Consider the following 16381-nt stretch of genomic DNA (forward strand, 5'->3'; position numbering starts at 1 on the left):
GGCGAACGATATCGAGCCGCCACAATCCGCGCGATCCCGCGCGTCGTACTCCCGGGTCGGGGCACGGAAACGGCCGCGGGACGCCCCCAGGCGCCCCACGGCCGTTCGCCGTCGTACGGGTCAGGACACGATGCCGTCGACCTTGTACTGCATGAAGCGGTAGTTGGTGTTGTCGTACCACTGGCTGACGACGATGTGGAAGTTGCCGAACGTCGAGCCGGGCACGATGAACCCGCCGTACGGGTTGGCGACCAGGTTGGCGACCTCCTTGCCGGGTGCGCCGGGCAGGATCATGGTCTGTTCCAGCGTGTGGGTCAGGTCCGAGGTCGGCAGCGGGAACACCATCGCCCGGATGGCCAGCGGCTCCATGTTCAGCCACGTCAAGGCGTACTTGCCGTCCATCGCGCGGAAGCAGATCTCGCCCCACTTGCGGACGCCGAACACGGTGGTCGGCGGCTTGCCCCAGTCCCAGCCGCCGTCGGCGTACCCCCAGGGCTCGTACGCGTCGGCGTTGCCGAGGCTGTCCTTGCGTACCCGGTGCAGCAGCATGCCGGAGGCGATGTCGCGGTTGAACACGGTGGACAGCACGTAGCAGTAGTCGCCCTCGGCGACCGCGTACGTCTTCTGCTGGAACTGGCCGCCGTGCAGGTCACCCGGCCACTGGCACAGGTACTCCCAGGTCTCGCCGTTGTCGGTGGAGCGCCAGAAGTCGGTGTGGTGGGTGTCGTAGATGACGCCGCGCATGAGGTGCATGTACATGACGCCGTCGACGACGAACACGTCGGACGGGATGGCCGTGGTGGCCTTGTCGCCGACCGGGTTGTGCGGCTCGTCGACCAGCGCGTTCGCGTGGCCGCCGCCGACGCTGCCGTCGATGTGCAGGTTGTTCAGGTCGGCACTGCCGGACCGCAGCCCGACCGGCGCCCGCCAGTCGTCCGGCGCCTCGCCCGGATTGGGTACGTGGTCGCCGTTGAACGTGTCGCCGCCGACGAACAGCATCGTGCCGTCCGGGCAGCGTACGGGGATGCCCAGGTCCGTCCACGGCGACGCGAACGGGCCGGTCTCCGCCGGACCGCTCAGGTTCTTGATCTTCGTGGCGAGGGTGGGACTCGACGGGTCGCCGGGCGAACCGGCGATCGCCGCCACCGAGCCGGTCCCGACGACCGCCGCCCCGACCGCGACCCCGACACCGAGCTTGAACAGGCCGCGGCGGGACATGTCCGCCGGTGTGTCCGCGGCGTGCGCGCCGGGCTTCGCCGTCGTGGCGTGCCGCCCGCGGGGGAACAGGGTCATGGTCGTGTGCCTCTCAGTCGTACCAACGGATTTCAGTCGTACCAGCGGATTCCGTCGCCACCGTCGGCGGCGATCGTCTGCGGCAGGATGCCGTTCTCCTGCGGGTACCGGGGGTGGTTGGCCAGCAGTCCCTCGATGGACCGCAGCGACGTCGCGTCGCACACCCCGTCGGTGTGGATGCAGAAGCGCCGCACGTGGATGCCGTCGAACGTCTCCGGCCCCGGTCCGGGCGAGGTCACGCCGGCGAGCCCGACACCCTTGGGTACCGTCGCCCACAGTCCGGTACCGGGCTGCATCGGGTCGGCGTACAGCATGCCGTTGACCTGCTTCTTCGGTACGTCGGTCGCACCGCTGGCGAGCGTCTGCAACACGAGGTCGCCGACCCAGGCACCCTGCGAGTACCCGACGATCGTGATGGTGGCGTCGGGGTGCGCGCGGTGGGTCTCCTCGACCGCCGCCAGCATCGCCTTGTACCCGAGGCGGACGCTCTCGTCGAAGCCGGTCGCGGACAGGTCGGGCATCTCGTTGTGCGGTCCGACGAACGGGCCGCCGCTCGCCGGGTAGCAGACCGGTACGGCGATGCCACCGTCGAGCCGCCGGTTCGCGTACCCGTAGGTGACGGTGCAGCCCTTGCCGTCAACCGGTACGGATCCGGTACCGCCGGCCTCGATGTAGTAGTGGTCGGATCCCGCGGCGTACGACGGGCCCGCCCACGTGCCGACCGCCGCGACGACCGCCACCGCGGAGGCGACGAGCGCCCCGACGCGACGGCGACGTGTCCTGAGCAGGTTCACCACACGTGTCCTTCCGGATCGGGCCCGGACCCCCGGCGCCGGGATGGCCACCAGGCTCCGGCGGATTTCCACCGAATGATCCGAACCACAGGGTCTCCGTCATGCTTGCAGATGCCTTGCGCAATTCCTGTGCCGCTGGTTGTGTGATGCCTGCACCGCTACCCGAAGGGCGACAGATGGCGGATCTCCGGCTCCTCGGTCCCGTCGAGATCCGGTCGGACGGCCGACTCCTCGACACCGGCACCGCCAAGCAACAGGCGGTGCTCGCCGTACTGCTGCTCGACGCCGACCGGCCGGTACCGGTCGACACGCTGATCGGTCGGGTCTGGGGTGACGCGCCGCCGCCGACCGCGCGCGGCACGCTCCAGGCGCACCTGAGCCGGATCCGCCGCACCCTCACCGGAGTCGCCGACCTGGAACACCGGGCCGGGGCGTACCGGCTGCGGGTGGACCGCGACGACGTCGACCTGTACCGGGCGCGCCGGCTCGTCGCCGACTCCCGTACCGGCGGTGTCGCGGACGAACGCCGCGCCGAACTCCTGCGTACCGCGGCGGGGTCGTGGCGGGGCGAACCGCTGTCCGGGCTGGACGGCGCGTGGTTCGGCCGGATGCGGGAAACGTTGCTGCGCCAACGACTCGACATCCTCGCCGAGTGGGCCGGGGTGGCGTTGCGGCTCGGTGACGCGGGCGCCGTCGTCGACGTCCTCGGCCCGGTACACACCGACGAACCGCTGGTCGAGCCCGTCGCCGAGGCGCTGATGCGGGCGCTCGCCGCCACCGGCCGCGAAGCCGAGGCCCTCACCGTGTACGACACGTTCCGGCGCGGCCTGGCCGACGCGCTGGGCGCCGACCCGAGTACCGGGATGCAGCGGCTGTACCGCGAGATCCTCGCCGGCGACCCGGCACCGCGGCCCGCACCGCCCGCCGGCCCGCGCCCGGCGCAGCTGCCCGGCGACCTCGGCGCCCTGTTCAGCGGCCGTACCGAGCAGCTCGGGCGGCTCGACAAGGCGCTCGGTGCAGCGTCGCTGGTCGTCGTGTCCGGCGCCGCCGGCGTCGGCAAGACCAGCCTCGTCGTACGGTGGGCGCGCGGCGTCGCCGACCGCTTCCCCGACGGTCAGCTGCACACCAACCTGCTCGGCCACTCCCCCGGCCCGTCCGCCGAACCGCGCGGCGTACTCCGACGGTTCCTCACCGCGCTCGGCGTCGACGCGCGGCGCATCCCCGCCGGCCAGGACGAACTCGTCGACCTGTACCGCAGCATGCTCGCCGACCGCCGCGTCCTCGTCGTACTCGACAACGCCCGCGACGCCGACCAGGTACGCCCGCTGCTGCCCGGCTCCGCCGCCAGCCTCGTCGTCGTCACCAGCCGCAACCAGCTGCCCGGCCTCATCGCCGCCGAGGGTGCGGTACCGCTGCCGCTCGACGAACCGAGCCACGGCGAGGCGCTCGACCTGCTGGCCCGCAGGCTCGGCGCCGAACGCGTCGCCGCCGAACCCGCCGCCGTCGACCGCGTCGTACGGCTCTGCGACCGGCTACCGCTCGCGCTCAGCGTGTTCGCCGCCGGCGCCGCGCTGCGCCCCGAGCACCCGCTCACCGCGCTCGCCGACGCCCTCGCCGCCACGCCCGGCCGGCTCGACGCGCTCGACCTCGGCGACGACAGTACCGACGTGCGGGCCGCCTTCTCCTGGTCGTACGCGGCGCTCGGGGCCGACGCGCAACGCCTCTACCGGCTCGTCGGGCTGCACCCCGGCCCCGAAGTGTCGCTCGCCGCCGCGGCCGACCTCACCGGCTGGCCCGAACCCCGCACCCGCCGTGCCCTCACCGAACTCACCCGCGCCCACCTGCTCACCGAACCCGTCCCCGCCCGGTACGGCTGCCACGACCTGCTCCGCGAACACGCCGCCGAGCTCGCCGCCGACACCGACACCCCCGCCGACCGCGACGCCGCGCTCGCCCGCCTGCTCGACGGGTACCTGCACACCGCGCACGCCGCCGCCGTCCTCCTCGACACCCACCGCGAACAGCTCGTCGCCCCGCCCGTACACCCGCGCGCCGACACCCCGGCGCCCCTCGCCGACCACGGCGCCGCGCTGACCTGGCTGACCACCGAGTACCCGAACCTGCTCGCGGCGCTGCACCTGTGCGCCCGCCGCCACCTCGACCGGTACACCTGGCACCTCGCCTGGTGCCTCTACCCCCTGTACTACAACCGCGGCCACTGGACCGAACAGGTCAACGCGCAACAGCTCGCCCTCGCCGCCGCGCAACGCCGCGACGACACCCACTGCGCCGCGTACAGCGAACACGCGCTGGCCGTCAGCTACCAGCGACTCGACCGCCGCGACGAGGCACTCGACCGCTTCCGCAACGCCATCGCCCTGTACGACCGGCTCGACGACCCCGCCAGCCGCGCCCGCGTCCACTACAGCCTCGCCTGGCTGCACACCACCGACGAGGAGTACGAGCAGGCCATCGAACAGGCCCGCCTCGGCCTCCAGTACGACACCGGCACCGGACGCGGCCGCGCGCTCGAAACCATCGGCTGGGGCGAGATCCAGCTCGGCCGGCCCACCGACGCCATCGCGTCACTGACCGGCGCCGTCGACATCTACCGCGAGCAGGCCAACCGCAACGGCGAAGCCGCCGCCACCGACTCCCTCGGCGACGCGTACACCGCCGCCGGCGACCACGCCACCGCCATCACCTGCTACCAGCGCGCCGTCGACCTCACCGCCGAACTCGGCGACCGCTACCACGAGGCGCTCTGCCGCCACAACCTCGGCATCGCCTACCACCGCGCCGGCCGTACCGACGACGCCCGCGCCGCCCTCACCGCGTCCCTCGCCATCCTCGACGCCATCGGCCACGCCGACGCCGCCCACGTCCGCGCAACCCTCACCACCCTGGACCCCCCGGTACCGGCCGCTCAGCCGTCGTCGCCCTGACCGTCACCCAACGCGTCGTACTTCGTCGCCCGGCCGCGCGCGAGGTCCGCCGGGTAGCGGTGCCCGTTGCGGTCGATCTTCGCGTTCGCCTCGCGCAACAGGTCGATCCCGCACACGTCCGCCAGCCGTACGAGATACAGCAGCACGTCCGCCATCTCGTCGGCCAACGGACCGCGCAAGCCCTGCGCCAACTCGGCCGCGATCTGCTCCTCACTGAGCCACTGCAGTACGGCCGCCAGCTCCCCCGCCTCGCCGGCCACCGCCATCGCCAGGTTCTTCGGCGTATGGAACTGCTCCCAGTCCCGTTCCCGCGCGAACCGCGCCAGCCGCCCCCGCAACTCCACGATCGAATCCGCCATCCCCGGACGCTATGCCATCCGCAGCACCCCGTACCCGCCGGTGTCGCGTCGGGCCCGTTTGCCCGCAGCGACCCGGGAACCGTCGCGGCGATGGCGCCTTGGTACGGATCGATAGCCTTCTCCCGGTGCTGGATAGTTGATGCCATCGCCCCGCCTCCGCTCAGCAACGGCACCTGGCGGCTTGTCAAAATGCGGCGCGATGGTGGCGATTGGCAGTTGGCCTCCGCGCTGCGGTGTCCGAACAAGGGCGCGCATCGACGACGGGCTGACGCACGGTCTGCGCATCTGCTGTCGACGTGCTGGTCTGTCTCGTGCGACCAGGAACCGCGGCACAGCCCGGCTCGCCGTATAGGGCATCGTCAGGCTCTCGCTCATGGGGACGCACCCGGCTCCGCACATCTACTGGGTCCGGTGTCGTCATTTCCCTCGGCGTTGCCATCAGCCGCAACGTTGTAGCGCATGTCTGCGCTGCCCCCTTCGCCCCCACCCGCCGGGTCGCCGAGGTGGCAGGTTGTTGTGCCGATCGTCATCGTCGTCGCCGTACTGGCCGTCGCGGTTACGACGGTGACCATCGTGGCGGCCAAGGGCCGGTCCGGAGCGCTCGGATCCCAGCAACCGTCGCGTTCTCCCGGTGAGCAGTTGCGCTATCACATCGACAAGATCAAACCCTGCTCCATGCTGCACACGGCAGACTTCCACAACCTTGGCCTGACGAAGAAGGACGCCGACGAGACGTCCGGCCGGGACAACGCGCTCTGCGCCATGGCCCTGGTATCGACCAGCAAGGCGCCGACCACCGGCAACGCGGAGTCCGGAACCGCCACGATCGCGCTCTACTGCCGTGACGACGTTGACTCGGCCCGGAGCACCTTCGACCTGCAGGTCGACCTGAAATCGTCAAACGCCACGAAGAAACGGGTCAATATCGGCGACGAGGCGACCGAGATCCTCATCGACCGAGATCAGGTTCCCCTCCGGGAAGTGATCGTCGCCCGCTATCAGAACCTCGTCATCGCAGTTACCCTGTCGCTTTCTGGATACAAGTACACACCAACCTGGGACACGTTCGAGCCGCCCACCACCACGATTCTTCGGCGAACCATCGCCGCTGTACCGAGATCCTGAACGGCGACAAGCCGGGGAAGCCCTCCGTCGTCGATGTCATCACGGACTCCTCAGGGTGTTGCCCAGGGTCAGGCTTGGGTGTTGCGCCCTACCAACTGGCGGTGCCGGCGCGCATCGGAGCACGACGGTGGCAGCGGCTCCCAAACGTCGATGCCGTTACGAGACACCGAAACCGGCGTCGCGTCGGATGCCGCGAATGCCGACGGCAGAAGGTGTCGATGCGGCAGCGCCACCGCGGAGTCAGCTGCCGGTTGCGCGCGCCGTAAGGGGTGCGCCTGTCACCGGCGCTCGTCCGGAGTCGTGCGGTGGGTGAGGGCGGTGAGGAACTCGCGGGTTTCGGCGTCGGTGGCGTAGAGGACGGTTCCGCGCATGCCGCGGGTGAGCAGGACCTTGTAGACGTTGCGTACCAGGCGGTCGAAGTCGGCGTCGGTCGCCTTCCTCCCGCGCAGCGACGGGTCCTTGTTGTACTCGCGGCGTACGACGAGGTGGCCGTCGCGGGCGACGATGTCGGGGCCGAGGATGACGCCGGACCAGTCGTACTCGAAACCCTGTGCGGTGTAGACGCAGCCGACCTGGCCGATGCCGCGGGGGTCGGTGGCCCAGAAGGCGCTGGCGGGCGCGTCGCCGACGGAACGGTCACCGCGCAGGTTCCACGGCCGGTTCCAGTCGCCGATCGTCACGTCGCCGACGAGGCTGCCGTCCTCGCGCGGGTCGCTCCACGGCCAGCAGTACCCGGCGGACATGCGGGCGGTGCCGCCGGTCTTCTCCTGCTTGGCCCGGAGCATCTCCTCCAGCACCCACGGTGTCCCGGCGACCTGGAGTTCGAACCGGTCGTCGCCGGGCCAGCGCTGCGGTCCGCGGTCGGACAGGTCGAGCAGGTCGAGTACCCAGTCCTCGTAGGCGCGGCTGCCACCGCACCGGAACTGCTCGCGCAGGTGTACGACCTCGACGTCGAGCCCGCGCTGCGCGGCGTGCTCGTGGATGGTGTCGACGGTGCCGGTCTCGTCGGGCTTCACGACCTGGTGCTCGTCGAGCAGGAACACGGGTACCCGGGCGGCGGAGATCAGCTCGTCGACCTGCGGCCGGTCACCGTCGCGCATCTCCTTGCGGGTGAAGCGGTTCACCGAGGTACGCCGGATGCGGTGCGCCTCGTCGCAGATCACCACGTCGAGGTCGTTGGGCGTGGCGGCCATGAAGCTGTTGAAGTACTTGAACAGCGACTTGAGGCGGCTGGAGCCGCGGCCGGCGTACTGGCGGAGGGTTTGCGTGAAGGAGCGGGAACCGGTGGCGTGCACGGCGGGGTAGCCGTGCCGGGCGAGTTCGCCGAGCAGGGACAGTGCGATGGCGCTCTTGCCGGAGCCGGGGCCGCCAGTGACGATGACCGCGGTCTTGTGGTCGGACCGCCGAGCCCGGACCACCGCGTGTCGCACCACCTCGTACGCGAGGCGCTGCTCGTCGAGCAGTACGAACTGCTCGCGTTCCTTGATCTCGGCCGCGGCGAGCGCCATCAGGTTCTTGCTGGGGCGTACGGCGCTGGACCGCAGCCGGTTCGCCGCCCCGGCGCCGGATTCGGGCGCCAGCCGGGACTTCAGGTAGTCGAGGAACTCGTTGCGCCGCTGGCGGGTGTACAGCCGGCTCCACTCGTCGGGCTTGAGATCGAACAGGTCCGTGACGTCGAGATCGGCGGCGTTGTGCAGGTACGCCGCACCGCCGAGGCTGCGGTCGTGCTGCGCGAGAGCGCCCAGGAAGTCGGCCGCGTACTCGCAGTACCCGCGGACCTGCAGGCCGGGGTGCAGCTTCGGCCCACCGGGCACGTTGTCCACGAGTACCAGGCGGGGGTCCTCCTCCCACAGCTCGGCGCGCGACCACTGCTTGAGTTCGACGATGACGAAGCTGTCCTGGCCGGTGGTCGGGTCGACGCCGGCCAGGACCACGTCGGCGCGCTTGCTGGTCAGCGGCAGCTGGTACTCGATGAGGACCTCGACGTCGCCGAGACCGGCGTCGAGCAGGTCGTGGGCGAGGATCGGCAGGCTCTTCTCCCACGACCGGAACTCGGCCCTGGACGGCGTCTGCCATGTCTGGTGCATGATCTGGTCGGCGATGCGGGTCGCCAACGTGCCCTGCCTGGCCAGTTCGACAACAGCGGACGCGGAGCCGGTGAACGCCGACAAGGAAACAACCCCCGGGCAGCACGAAGTACTCGTGCGGTGGGGGCATGTCCCGGTTCGGAAGCCCGTCGTTCCGCTCTGACGCCGTCACTGTATCGACCGGGTGGGACACCACGCGTTCACGGCGGGACGGGGCAGAACTCGCAGAGGCGGCGGTATCGCCGGCGTCGGAAGCCGGGCGAATGGTTGGGGCCGGGGAGAGAAAGGGGCCGGAGCGGGCGGGACACGCGGCGGCCTTCTCGGGTCATTGTATCGGGCGGCCGGGGGCGTACGGGGTGTTGCGGTGGGGAAAGTGAGGGAATCGGCGATGCGTGGGAGTCGGGGTGGTGGGCGCGTTAGGTTGGGCGGTCGGTTGAGTGGTTCGCGGGGTTAGGCGGCTGGTGTGGCGGACGGCGGGGCAGGGCAGGTACTCCGGGCCGGTGTCGGGGAGCTGGGGGAGGTCGAGCGCGAGCAGGCGTACGTGACGCGGCTGTACGCGAAGCTCGACGCGATGCGGGCGACGGCGGGCGAGCATCTGGCGGAGGCGTTGCGGGCCAGCGGGGGTACGCCGGGGGCCAGGTCGGAGCGCGAGTCGGTGGTGTCCCGGGCGCGCGAGCAGGTGGCCGGGCTGGACGCGGTGGAGCAGGGCCTGTGTTTCGGCCGCCTCGACTTCACCGACGACACCGCGCAGGGCACCGGCCCGGAGCGGCAGGCCGAGGGGCCGCGGTACGTGGGGCGGATCGGGATCTTCGACGAGGACGACGACTACGAGCCGCTGCTGGTGGACTGGCGGGCGCCGGCGGCGCGGGCGTTCTACCTGGCGACGGCGGCGTCACCGCAGGGCGTACGGCGTCGGCGGCACATCACGACGCGGGGCCGTACGGTCGTCGGGGTCTCGGACGAGGTGCTGGATCTCGACGAGGCGGACGGCGCGCCGAACCGGGACGGGCTGACGGGTGAGGCGACGCTGCTGGCGGCGCTGACCCGGAGCCGTACGGGGCGGATGCGCGACATCGTGGACACCATCCAGGCCGAGCAGGACCGGGTGATCCGTTCCGATCTGGCCGGGGTACTGGTCGTGCAGGGCGGCCCGGGTACGGGGAAGACGGCGGTGGCGCTGCACCGCGCGGCGTACCTGCTGTACACGTACCGGGAGCAGTTGTCGCGGCAGGGTGTGCTGCTGGTGGGGCCGCACGCGACGTTCCTGGCGTACATCGGGCACGTGTTGCCGGCGCTGGCGGAGACGGGTGTGCTGCCGCGGACGGTGGGCCAGCTGTACCCGGGGATCGACGCGCGGCGCGCCGAGTCGGCGGCGACGGGCGAGGTCAAGGGTTCGCTGGCGATGGTGGACGTGGTGCGCGCGGCGGTCGCGGACCGGCAGCGGGTGCCGGACGGGCCGGTCGAGGTGGAGATCGCCGACACACACGCGGGTTTCGGGTTCCAGCGCGACACGGTCGTCCTGGAGCCGGAGGTGATCGAGCGGGCGCGGGACCGCGCGCGGCGTACGACGCGGCCGCACAACCTGGCGCGGCCGGTGTTCGTGGCGGAGGTCGTGGACGCGCTGGGGTGGCAGGTCGCGCAGCGGCTCGGCGCGGATCCGTACGCGGACCAGGCACTGGGCGGCAACGACGCGCCCGGTGAGGGCGCGCTGCTGCTGGACGAGGCGGACGTGGCGGAGATCCGCCGCGAGCTGGCCACGGACCAGGCGCTGCTCGCGGCACTCGACGACCTGTGGCCGGTACTCACGCCCCAGCGCCTGCTCGCCGACCTGTACGCGTCGGACGAGCGGATGGCCGCCGCCGGGCTCGACGCCGACCGGATCGCGTTGCTGCGGCGGCCGGCGGGCAGCGGCTGGGCGCCGGCGGACGTACCGCTGCTGGACGAGGCGGCGGAGTTGCTGGGCGAGGACGACTCCGCCCGGCAGGCCCGGCTGGAGCGCGCGCGCCGGCGGCAGATCGCGTACGCGCAGGGGGTTCTGGACATCACCGCCGGGTCGGCGTCGCAGGAGTTCGAGGACGAGGAGTCGGAGATCCTGGAGGTCGGCGACCTGCTCGACGCGTCGCACCTGGCCGACCGGCAGGAGTACGCGGAGCATCTGACGGCGGCGGAGCGCGCCGCGGCCGACCGGGAGTGGACGTTCGGGCACGTCATCGTGGACGAGGCGCAGGACCTGTCGCCGATGGCGTGGCGGCTGCTGATGCGCCGCTGCCCGACCCGTTCGATGACGGTGGTCGGCGACGTGGCGCAGACCGGCGACCTGTCCGGCACCGGCGCCTGGTCCGACGTCTTCGACCGGTACGCCGCGGACCGGTGGCGCCTCACCGAGCTGCGTACCAGCTATCGCACCCCGGCCGAGATCCTGTCGGTCGCGGCCCGGCTGCTCACCCACATCGACCCGTCGCTCGCCGCTCCGCTGGCCGTCCGCGAGACCGGGGTACCGCCGGCGATCGTCGCCGCCGCGCCGGACGGGCTGGCCGACTCGGTGATCGAGACGGTGCGCGCGGCGGTGGCCGAGGTGGGTGACGGGCGGGTCGGCGTCATCGTCCCCGCCGGATCCGCCGGCACCCTGGGCGGTACGGTCGCCGCCGCGGTGCCGGGCGCCGCGTTCGGCGACGACCCCGACCTGGAACGTACGGTCGCGGTGCTGACGGCACGGCAGGCCAAGGGGCTGGAGTTCGACACGGTGGTGGTGGTCGAGCCGGGCAGCATCGTCGCGGAGTCGCCCCGCGGCCACAGCGATCTGTACGTGGCGCTCACCCGTACCACGAACACGCTGACGATCGTCCACAGTGGACACCTACCGGTGGAGCTGGCGACCGCCTGACCGCGGGCCGGGGCGGTCCGACGCTCGTACGAGGGGGTGCGCACCTTCGTACCGGGGAGTCGACCGCTCCGGCGAGCGGCATCCGGCCGAACGGAGGGTGTCCCGGCGAGCGCTCGGGGTAACACTCGGCAGGGTGAACGGTGTCCTGATTCAGCTCAGTTTCCTGTTCTCCAAGCTGATGTACTGGATGATCGTGTTGCCCGTGCGGGCGCTCGCCGGCCTGTTCGGTGCCGCGGGACGAACGGGTCGCCCCCGGCCACAGGGTCACACGCATCATCGGAGCAGCCGGCCGGCCACGCGGCAGTCGCGGCGCTGGTCGCGTACCGAGGTGTGGCGGTTCTACCGGGCGGAACTGGAACGCTACGTGGGCTTCGTACGCTACGAACGGCTGTATCCGCAGTGGCACAACACTTTCCCGCACGTGCCGCGACCGCACCCGCCGGTACGCCCGGTGTTGCAGCCGATGCCGTGGTCGCGGTTCAACCACGAGATCGCGGCGATGGAGGCCGAGGCGTACGGGGGGCCGCAGCTCACCCGGGCCCTGCCGCGACACCGCTAGGGCGCCGCGCGAGGCGGCGACCCGGCCGAGGCTCGGGCGCGGATCGGTTCCGTACCAACCGATCCGCGCCCGTTCACTGCATGACGGGGATGGCCGGGTGGCCGGGGTCGGCCGGGCACCGGTAGACCTGCATCGTGTACGCGCGCCCGATGGTGACGCCGACGGCGTCGGCGTGGTCGGTGGCGTCGTCGTCCTCGGTGGGGCGCCAGCTGCCGGTGCCGCCGTCCCACTCGGTGCTGTCGACGGTGAGCAGCGGTTCGCCGGTCGCGCCGCACGCGCACACCACCGGCGACGCGTCGCGGAACGTCCACGGCGCGGCCCAGCCGCCGACCTTCCAGCCCGGCGCCACCGACAGGTCGTACTGGTAGCGGATCTGGTCGTCGACGTCCCAGGTCCGGATCCGCTCCTCCGCGGCGGCCGGCGCGTCACTCAGCGACGGGTACTCGGTGATCCGCTCGGGGTGCACCACGCACGGGTTCGGCAGGTAGTCGGCGGCGAGCAGCTCCGGCTCGGGCGGCGCGGCGAGGAGGTCGGTGACGGCGGCGGAGTCGCGCCAGCGCAGGAGTACGGCGGGGAGTTCCTCGTCGGGGTGGTCGAGCGGGCACCACAGCACCTGGAGCAGGTCGGTACCGGGCGGGCAGGGCAGGTCGGGCACGTCGCGGGCGTACAGCTGGGCGACGGGCAGCAGCGGCACCGGATCCCGGCCGACGACGGGCCGTTCGCGCTGGCGCGCCTCCCAGATCCCGCGCAGGTACGCCTGTTCCTCGGTCGTGTAGTCGCGGCCCCACGCGGCGGCGACCACGGCGCGGCGCCGGCGTTCCTCGTCGGGCCGCACCAGGGCGTACGCGTCGTGCTGCCGGCTGCGGCACGTCGGCCACGGCTCGTCCGCCGGCCACCGCATCGGCCCGCCCACCGAACTGTCCGCGGCCATCGGCGCGCCCGGCCGGGGATGCAGCCGTGTCGCCGTGCGTTCCTGCCGCGCCAGTTCGGGTACGAGCGCGAGCACGTCGGTCGGCCGCGGCGGTGTCGTGCGTACCATCGGATCTCCTCGGTCGTCGAGCGTCGCACCGAGGATGCCGGCATGCGAAGCCCGCCGCCATCGACCGTTCCGCCGGGTTTCCACCACACTCCACAGTGGACGGTGACGGTCCGGATCCGTTCCGTACCAGGCGGTGCGTCAGCGGTCGTCGCAGTCGACACCGTCGCGGTCGTGGTCGCGGTACCACCAGTACTCGGGATCGCGGCCCCGGTGGTACGGGCCGTAGCCGTGCGCGTTCGCCTGGCGGCACGTGCGGAACCGCGGATCGCGCGGGTACCGCCGCGGCCACCTCCCCGCCTCCGACGGTGTGCCGGTCCGCCGCGGTACGGCACGCGTGCCGTACGGACGGGTCGGCGGCGCGGCGGCGACGGACGTCGCCGGCAGGCCGGTCGTCGGCGCCACGCTCGGGCGCGCGGCACCGCTCGTCCGCGCCACGCTCGGCGCCGGTACGGGGTGGCCCGACGCGACGTCCAGCGCGCGCGCCGCCGGCTGGCCGGGGCCGCCCACGACCGCGAGCAGGCCGAAGATCCCGCCGTACACCACGGCGGCGGCGCAGCAGACGATCACGACGATCACGCCGGTGGACAGCAACGGCTTCGGTGGCGCGGGCGGGTGCGAACTACCGGACATGGCGGCCTCGATGGGATACGCGGGACGACTCCACCCCGAGGTTCGCGCCCGCCCGCCTTGACCGCCATGGCCCCGCTGGCCCCAGTTCGCGGTCCGATCGGCGCGCCGTCCCCCCGAACGGCCGGTGGTTGCGCGTCGTCCGGTCACCTCCCGATCGGCCCACCTGCCCGGAACGTGTCCCACCCAGGCGTTACCGTGCAGGCATGACGAACGACGGGGCGCGCGAACCGGAGGATCTGGGGCGGCTGTTCCTGGCGCGGGCCAACGCGGGCGACGCCGACGGCCTCGCCGCCCTGTACGAGCCGGACGCGGTGCTGGCGTTCCCGCCCGGCCGCGTGACGGTGGGGCGCGCGGCCATCCGCGCGGCGTACGCGGAGTTGTTGGCGGGCCGCCCCACGTTCGCGCCGGGCCGGCCGAACCCGACACTCCGGCACGGCGACACCGCCCTGACCTCCACCGTACTGGCGGACGGGTCGGTGACCGTCGAGGTGGCGCGGCGGCAACCGGACGGCACGTGGTTGTGGCGCATCGATCATCCGCGCCTCGCGGTCACGCACCCGACCGATCCGGCCCCGTAGCCTGGCGGACGGTCCGGCACGTCGGGACCGCGACGCGACGAGAACGGGGAGTACGGGATGGGTGAGCGGGCGGATCTGCTGCGGATCCTCACCGAGCAGCGGGACACGCTGCTGGTCACGGTGGACGGGATCACCGACGAGCAGGCACGGCAGCGCAGTACGGTCAGCGAGCTGACGCTCGGCGGGCTGGTACGGCACCTGGACCGCTGCTACCGGACGTGGCTGGCGATCATGGCGGGCCGGGGCCCGGAGATGACCGCGGCGGAGATGGTCGACCCGGACCAGTACCGGATGCGCGACGAGGAGACGGTGGCCGGGCTGGTGGCCGCCTTCCGCGCGACGTTCGACGAGCTGGCGGCGGCGCTGGACGCGGCCGACGACCTGGACCGTACGGTGCCGCTGCCGGTGATGCCGTGGGCGACCGGCGACCCGCAGCACTGGTCCCTGCGGTACATCGTGCTGCACCTGTTCCGCGAGACGTCGCACCACTCGGGGCACGCGGACATCATCCGGGAGGCCCTGGACGGCGCGAGCACGACGGCGAGGCTCGCCGAGGTGCTCGGCATGGCCGACTGATACAACCGTCGTGTGACGTCTGACTGGTCGTACCTGCCGGAGCCCGCGCGCGGCATCGCCGTCGCCACCGAGGCGGCGGTCGCCGCGGCCCGCGACAGCGACCCCGAGGCGTACGCGGAGGCCACCGAGCGGCTCGCCGCGCACAGCGCCGAGCAGGTCGGCATCGTCGCCGGCGAGACCGTGCGTCTGCTGCTGGAGGACCGGTACGCCGACGGCCTCACCGGCGACGACCTCCGGGAGGTACTCGTCGCCTGCGCCGCCGCGGCCACCTGGTACGACGACTTCGACCCGAACGTGGCGACCACGCTCATCGCCGGTGCCCTCGGCGTACACGAGGCGGACGGGGAGCGGCTGCCGCTGACGGCCGCGGACATGGCCACGCACGCGCCGCTGCTGGTCGCCGTGCTCACCGCCGGCCCGAAGCCGGCCAAGGGCCGGGCGGGCACCACCCACCCGCTCCCGGTGTACCTGCGGGCCGCGCTCGCCGAGATCGCCCGCACCCAGACCATGGACTGACAGCCTCGGGCTACTTTGCTTGTACGGCAACGGAAGCCGGGCGCCGCTTCGGTACGCCGAGGCGGCGCTGGACGTACACCTCGGCGATGACCACGTTGGCGAACAGTGCGAGCCAGACGCTGGCACTGGCGGCGTCGTGGATCATCGTCTGCGTGTCGCCGTGGTACATCGGGCCGGCGAGCGGGCCGAAGATGATCAGCGACACGACGAGCTGCCACGGGCGGGACGCCAGCGACGCGAGCGTGACGGCGAAGTTGCGGACCATCCAGCGACGGTGGTCGGCGTACCGGCGGGTGCGGGCGGCGCGGTAGCCGGCGACGGCGGTGACGATCCACATCGCGTCGAGGGCGTACAGGCCGGCGATGTTGGCGGCGCCGAACTCGCTCATCGTCGCGACCGGGACGGCCAGGATCATCGACGGGAACACGCCGGCGAAGAAGTACGCGCGGCCGGTCCAGCGGTGCACCTTCGGGTACCGGTTCCGCAGCCAGGGCCAGAACTGCACGAACCCGGTGACGGTGGCGACGGTCGCGGTACCGATGTGCGCGACGAGCAGCCAGAAGTGCACCTGGTCGCCGTGCATCGGGACGCGGCTGGTCGCGATGTCCGGCGGCAGGTACGCGGACAGCATGTACGACAGGATCAGCAGCCACACGCCCGCGAACGGGATCAGCCACCACGGGCGTCGCCGGCGTCGCGGCGCCACGCGGGTGGCGGCGGGCCGGTCCAGTGTCTGGGTCATGTCGTTCTCCTCCCCGATTCCGGTGGTTACACCTTCGTCGGGAACGACCGCGTACGCCCTGGCACCAGCACCCGGGTTCGGTTTCGGGTTGTCCCCACCAGAGTGTGGATCTCCGCAGGGGTGTCGGTGGGCGACCGCATGGCGCGCACACAGTCTGCACACGTAGCTTGGTTCGCATGAGCGTGATCTACCTGGCGGGTGCGGGCGGCGCGGGCGGGGGCCTGGCGGGCCTGTTCGCCGACTGGGCGACCAAG

At 72.3% G+C, this 16381-nt stretch carries 14 protein-coding genes; 7 read left to right on the forward strand and 7 right to left on the reverse strand.

The window, feature by feature from the left end; genetic code table 11:
- Window positions 1-120 precede the first annotated feature (120 nt).
- The gene (locus tag Aru02nite_RS30625) at window positions 121-1293 is read right to left on the reverse strand and encodes a DUF4185 domain-containing protein (protein WP_203663516.1); all 1173 of its coding nucleotides are present in this window, start codon (window positions 1291-1293) and stop codon (window positions 121-123) included.
- Between the two features lie 32 nt (window positions 1294-1325).
- On the reverse strand, window positions 1326-2087 hold the full coding sequence (locus tag Aru02nite_RS30630) for a PE-PPE domain-containing protein (protein ID WP_203663518.1): 762 nt from the start codon (window positions 2085-2087) through the stop codon (window positions 1326-1328).
- 176 nt (window positions 2088-2263) lie between these two features.
- Between Aru02nite_RS30630 and Aru02nite_RS30635 the strand changes: the two genes are divergently transcribed.
- On the forward strand, window positions 2264-5032 hold the full coding sequence (locus tag Aru02nite_RS30635) for an AfsR/SARP family transcriptional regulator (protein WP_203663520.1): 2769 nt from the start codon (window positions 2264-2266) through the stop codon (window positions 5030-5032).
- Here the strand turns inward: Aru02nite_RS30635 and Aru02nite_RS30640 are convergent.
- Window positions 5014-5391: a nucleotide pyrophosphohydrolase gene (locus tag Aru02nite_RS30640; protein WP_203663522.1), complete on the reverse strand. Its 378-nt coding sequence runs from the start codon at window positions 5389-5391 to the stop codon at window positions 5014-5016. The two genes, Aru02nite_RS30635 and Aru02nite_RS30640, sit on opposite strands and share 19 nt — an antisense overlap.
- A gap of 516 nt (window positions 5392-5907) precedes the next feature.
- On the opposite strand from Aru02nite_RS30640, the gene Aru02nite_RS30645 reads away from it, so the two are divergent.
- Entirely contained in the window at window positions 5908-6516 is a 609-nt protein-coding gene (locus tag Aru02nite_RS30645; protein ID WP_203663523.1) for a hypothetical protein, read from the forward strand.
- A 278-nt stretch (window positions 6517-6794) separates the two neighbouring features.
- Here Aru02nite_RS30645 and Aru02nite_RS30650 read toward each other — a convergent pair whose 3' ends face one another.
- Window positions 6795-8687, reverse strand: coding sequence for a DUF2075 domain-containing protein (locus Aru02nite_RS30650; protein ID WP_203663525.1), 1893 nt, complete (start codon window positions 8685-8687; stop codon window positions 6795-6797).
- A gap of 379 nt (window positions 8688-9066) precedes the next feature.
- Between Aru02nite_RS30650 and Aru02nite_RS30655 the strand changes: the two genes are divergently transcribed.
- Both Aru02nite_RS30655 and Aru02nite_RS30660 read left to right on the forward strand, forming a co-directional pair.
- Window positions 9067-11487: a HelD family protein gene (locus Aru02nite_RS30655; protein ID WP_239077052.1), complete on the forward strand. Its 2421-nt coding sequence runs from the start codon at window positions 9067-9069 to the stop codon at window positions 11485-11487.
- 133 nt (window positions 11488-11620) lie between these two features.
- Window positions 11621-12046, forward strand: a complete 426-nt coding sequence (locus tag Aru02nite_RS30660; RefSeq protein ID WP_203663527.1) for a hypothetical protein — start codon at window positions 11621-11623, stop codon at window positions 12044-12046.
- 73 nt (window positions 12047-12119) lie between these two features.
- On the opposite strand, the gene Aru02nite_RS30665 is transcribed toward Aru02nite_RS30660, so the two are convergent.
- Window positions 12120-13085, reverse strand: a complete 966-nt coding sequence (locus Aru02nite_RS30665) for a hypothetical protein (protein WP_203663529.1) — start codon at window positions 13083-13085, stop codon at window positions 12120-12122.
- 138 nt (window positions 13086-13223) lie between these two features.
- A complete protein-coding gene (locus Aru02nite_RS30670; protein ID WP_203663531.1) occupies window positions 13224-13715 on the reverse strand; it encodes an excalibur calcium-binding domain-containing protein in 492 nt (163 codons plus the stop codon).
- A gap of 203 nt (window positions 13716-13918) precedes the next feature.
- Here Aru02nite_RS30670 and Aru02nite_RS30675 point away from each other — a divergent pair, with 203 nt between their 5' ends.
- The 3 genes from Aru02nite_RS30675 to Aru02nite_RS30685 are packed head-to-tail and all read left to right on the forward strand — an operon-like array spanning window position 13919 to window position 15385.
- A complete protein-coding gene (locus Aru02nite_RS30675) occupies window positions 13919-14293 on the forward strand; it encodes a YybH family protein (RefSeq protein WP_203663533.1) in 375 nt (124 codons plus the stop codon).
- A 57-nt stretch (window positions 14294-14350) separates the two neighbouring features.
- Window positions 14351-14869 (forward strand): DinB family protein, encoded by a 519-nt coding sequence (locus Aru02nite_RS30680; protein ID WP_203663535.1) that lies wholly within the window; start codon window positions 14351-14353, stop codon window positions 14867-14869.
- A gap of 12 nt (window positions 14870-14881) precedes the next feature.
- Entirely contained in the window at window positions 14882-15385 is a 504-nt protein-coding gene (locus Aru02nite_RS30685; RefSeq protein WP_203663537.1) for a hypothetical protein, read from the forward strand.
- A gap of 10 nt (window positions 15386-15395) precedes the next feature.
- On the opposite strand, the gene Aru02nite_RS30690 is transcribed toward Aru02nite_RS30685, so the two are convergent.
- A complete protein-coding gene (locus Aru02nite_RS30690) occupies window positions 15396-16127 on the reverse strand; it encodes a DUF2306 domain-containing protein (protein ID WP_203663539.1) in 732 nt (243 codons plus the stop codon).
- Window positions 16128-16381: the final 254 nt, after the last annotated feature.

This window comes from Actinocatenispora rupis, assembly GCF_016861975.1.
Taxonomy (GTDB): Bacteria; Actinomycetota; Actinomycetes; order Mycobacteriales; family Micromonosporaceae; genus Actinocatenispora; species Actinocatenispora rupis.

Bases quoted from the DNA above. Each gene is read 5' to 3' on its own strand.
- Aru02nite_RS30625 (WP_203663516.1), bottom strand. From the start codon at position 1,293: ATGACCCTGTTCCCCCGCGGGCGGCACGCCACGACGGCGAAGCCCGGC.
- Aru02nite_RS30635 (WP_203663520.1), top strand. From the start codon at position 2,264: ATGGCGGATCTCCGGCTCCTCGGTCCCGTCGAGATCCGGTCGGACGGC.
- Aru02nite_RS30640 (WP_203663522.1), bottom strand. From the start codon at position 5,391: ATGGCGGATTCGATCGTGGAGTTGCGGGGGCGGCTGGCGCGGTTCGCG.
- Aru02nite_RS30665 (WP_203663529.1), bottom strand. From the start codon at position 13,085: ATGGTACGCACGACACCGCCGCGGCCGACCGACGTGCTCGCGCTCGTA.
- Aru02nite_RS30670 (WP_203663531.1), bottom strand. From the start codon at position 13,715: ATGTCCGGTAGTTCGCACCCGCCCGCGCCACCGAAGCCGTTGCTGTCC.
- Aru02nite_RS30675 (WP_203663533.1), top strand. From the start codon at position 13,919: ATGACGAACGACGGGGCGCGCGAACCGGAGGATCTGGGGCGGCTGTTC.
- Aru02nite_RS30680 (WP_203663535.1), top strand. From the start codon at position 14,351: ATGGGTGAGCGGGCGGATCTGCTGCGGATCCTCACCGAGCAGCGGGAC.
- Aru02nite_RS30690 (WP_203663539.1), bottom strand. From the start codon at position 16,127: ATGACCCAGACACTGGACCGGCCCGCCGCCACCCGCGTGGCGCCGCGA.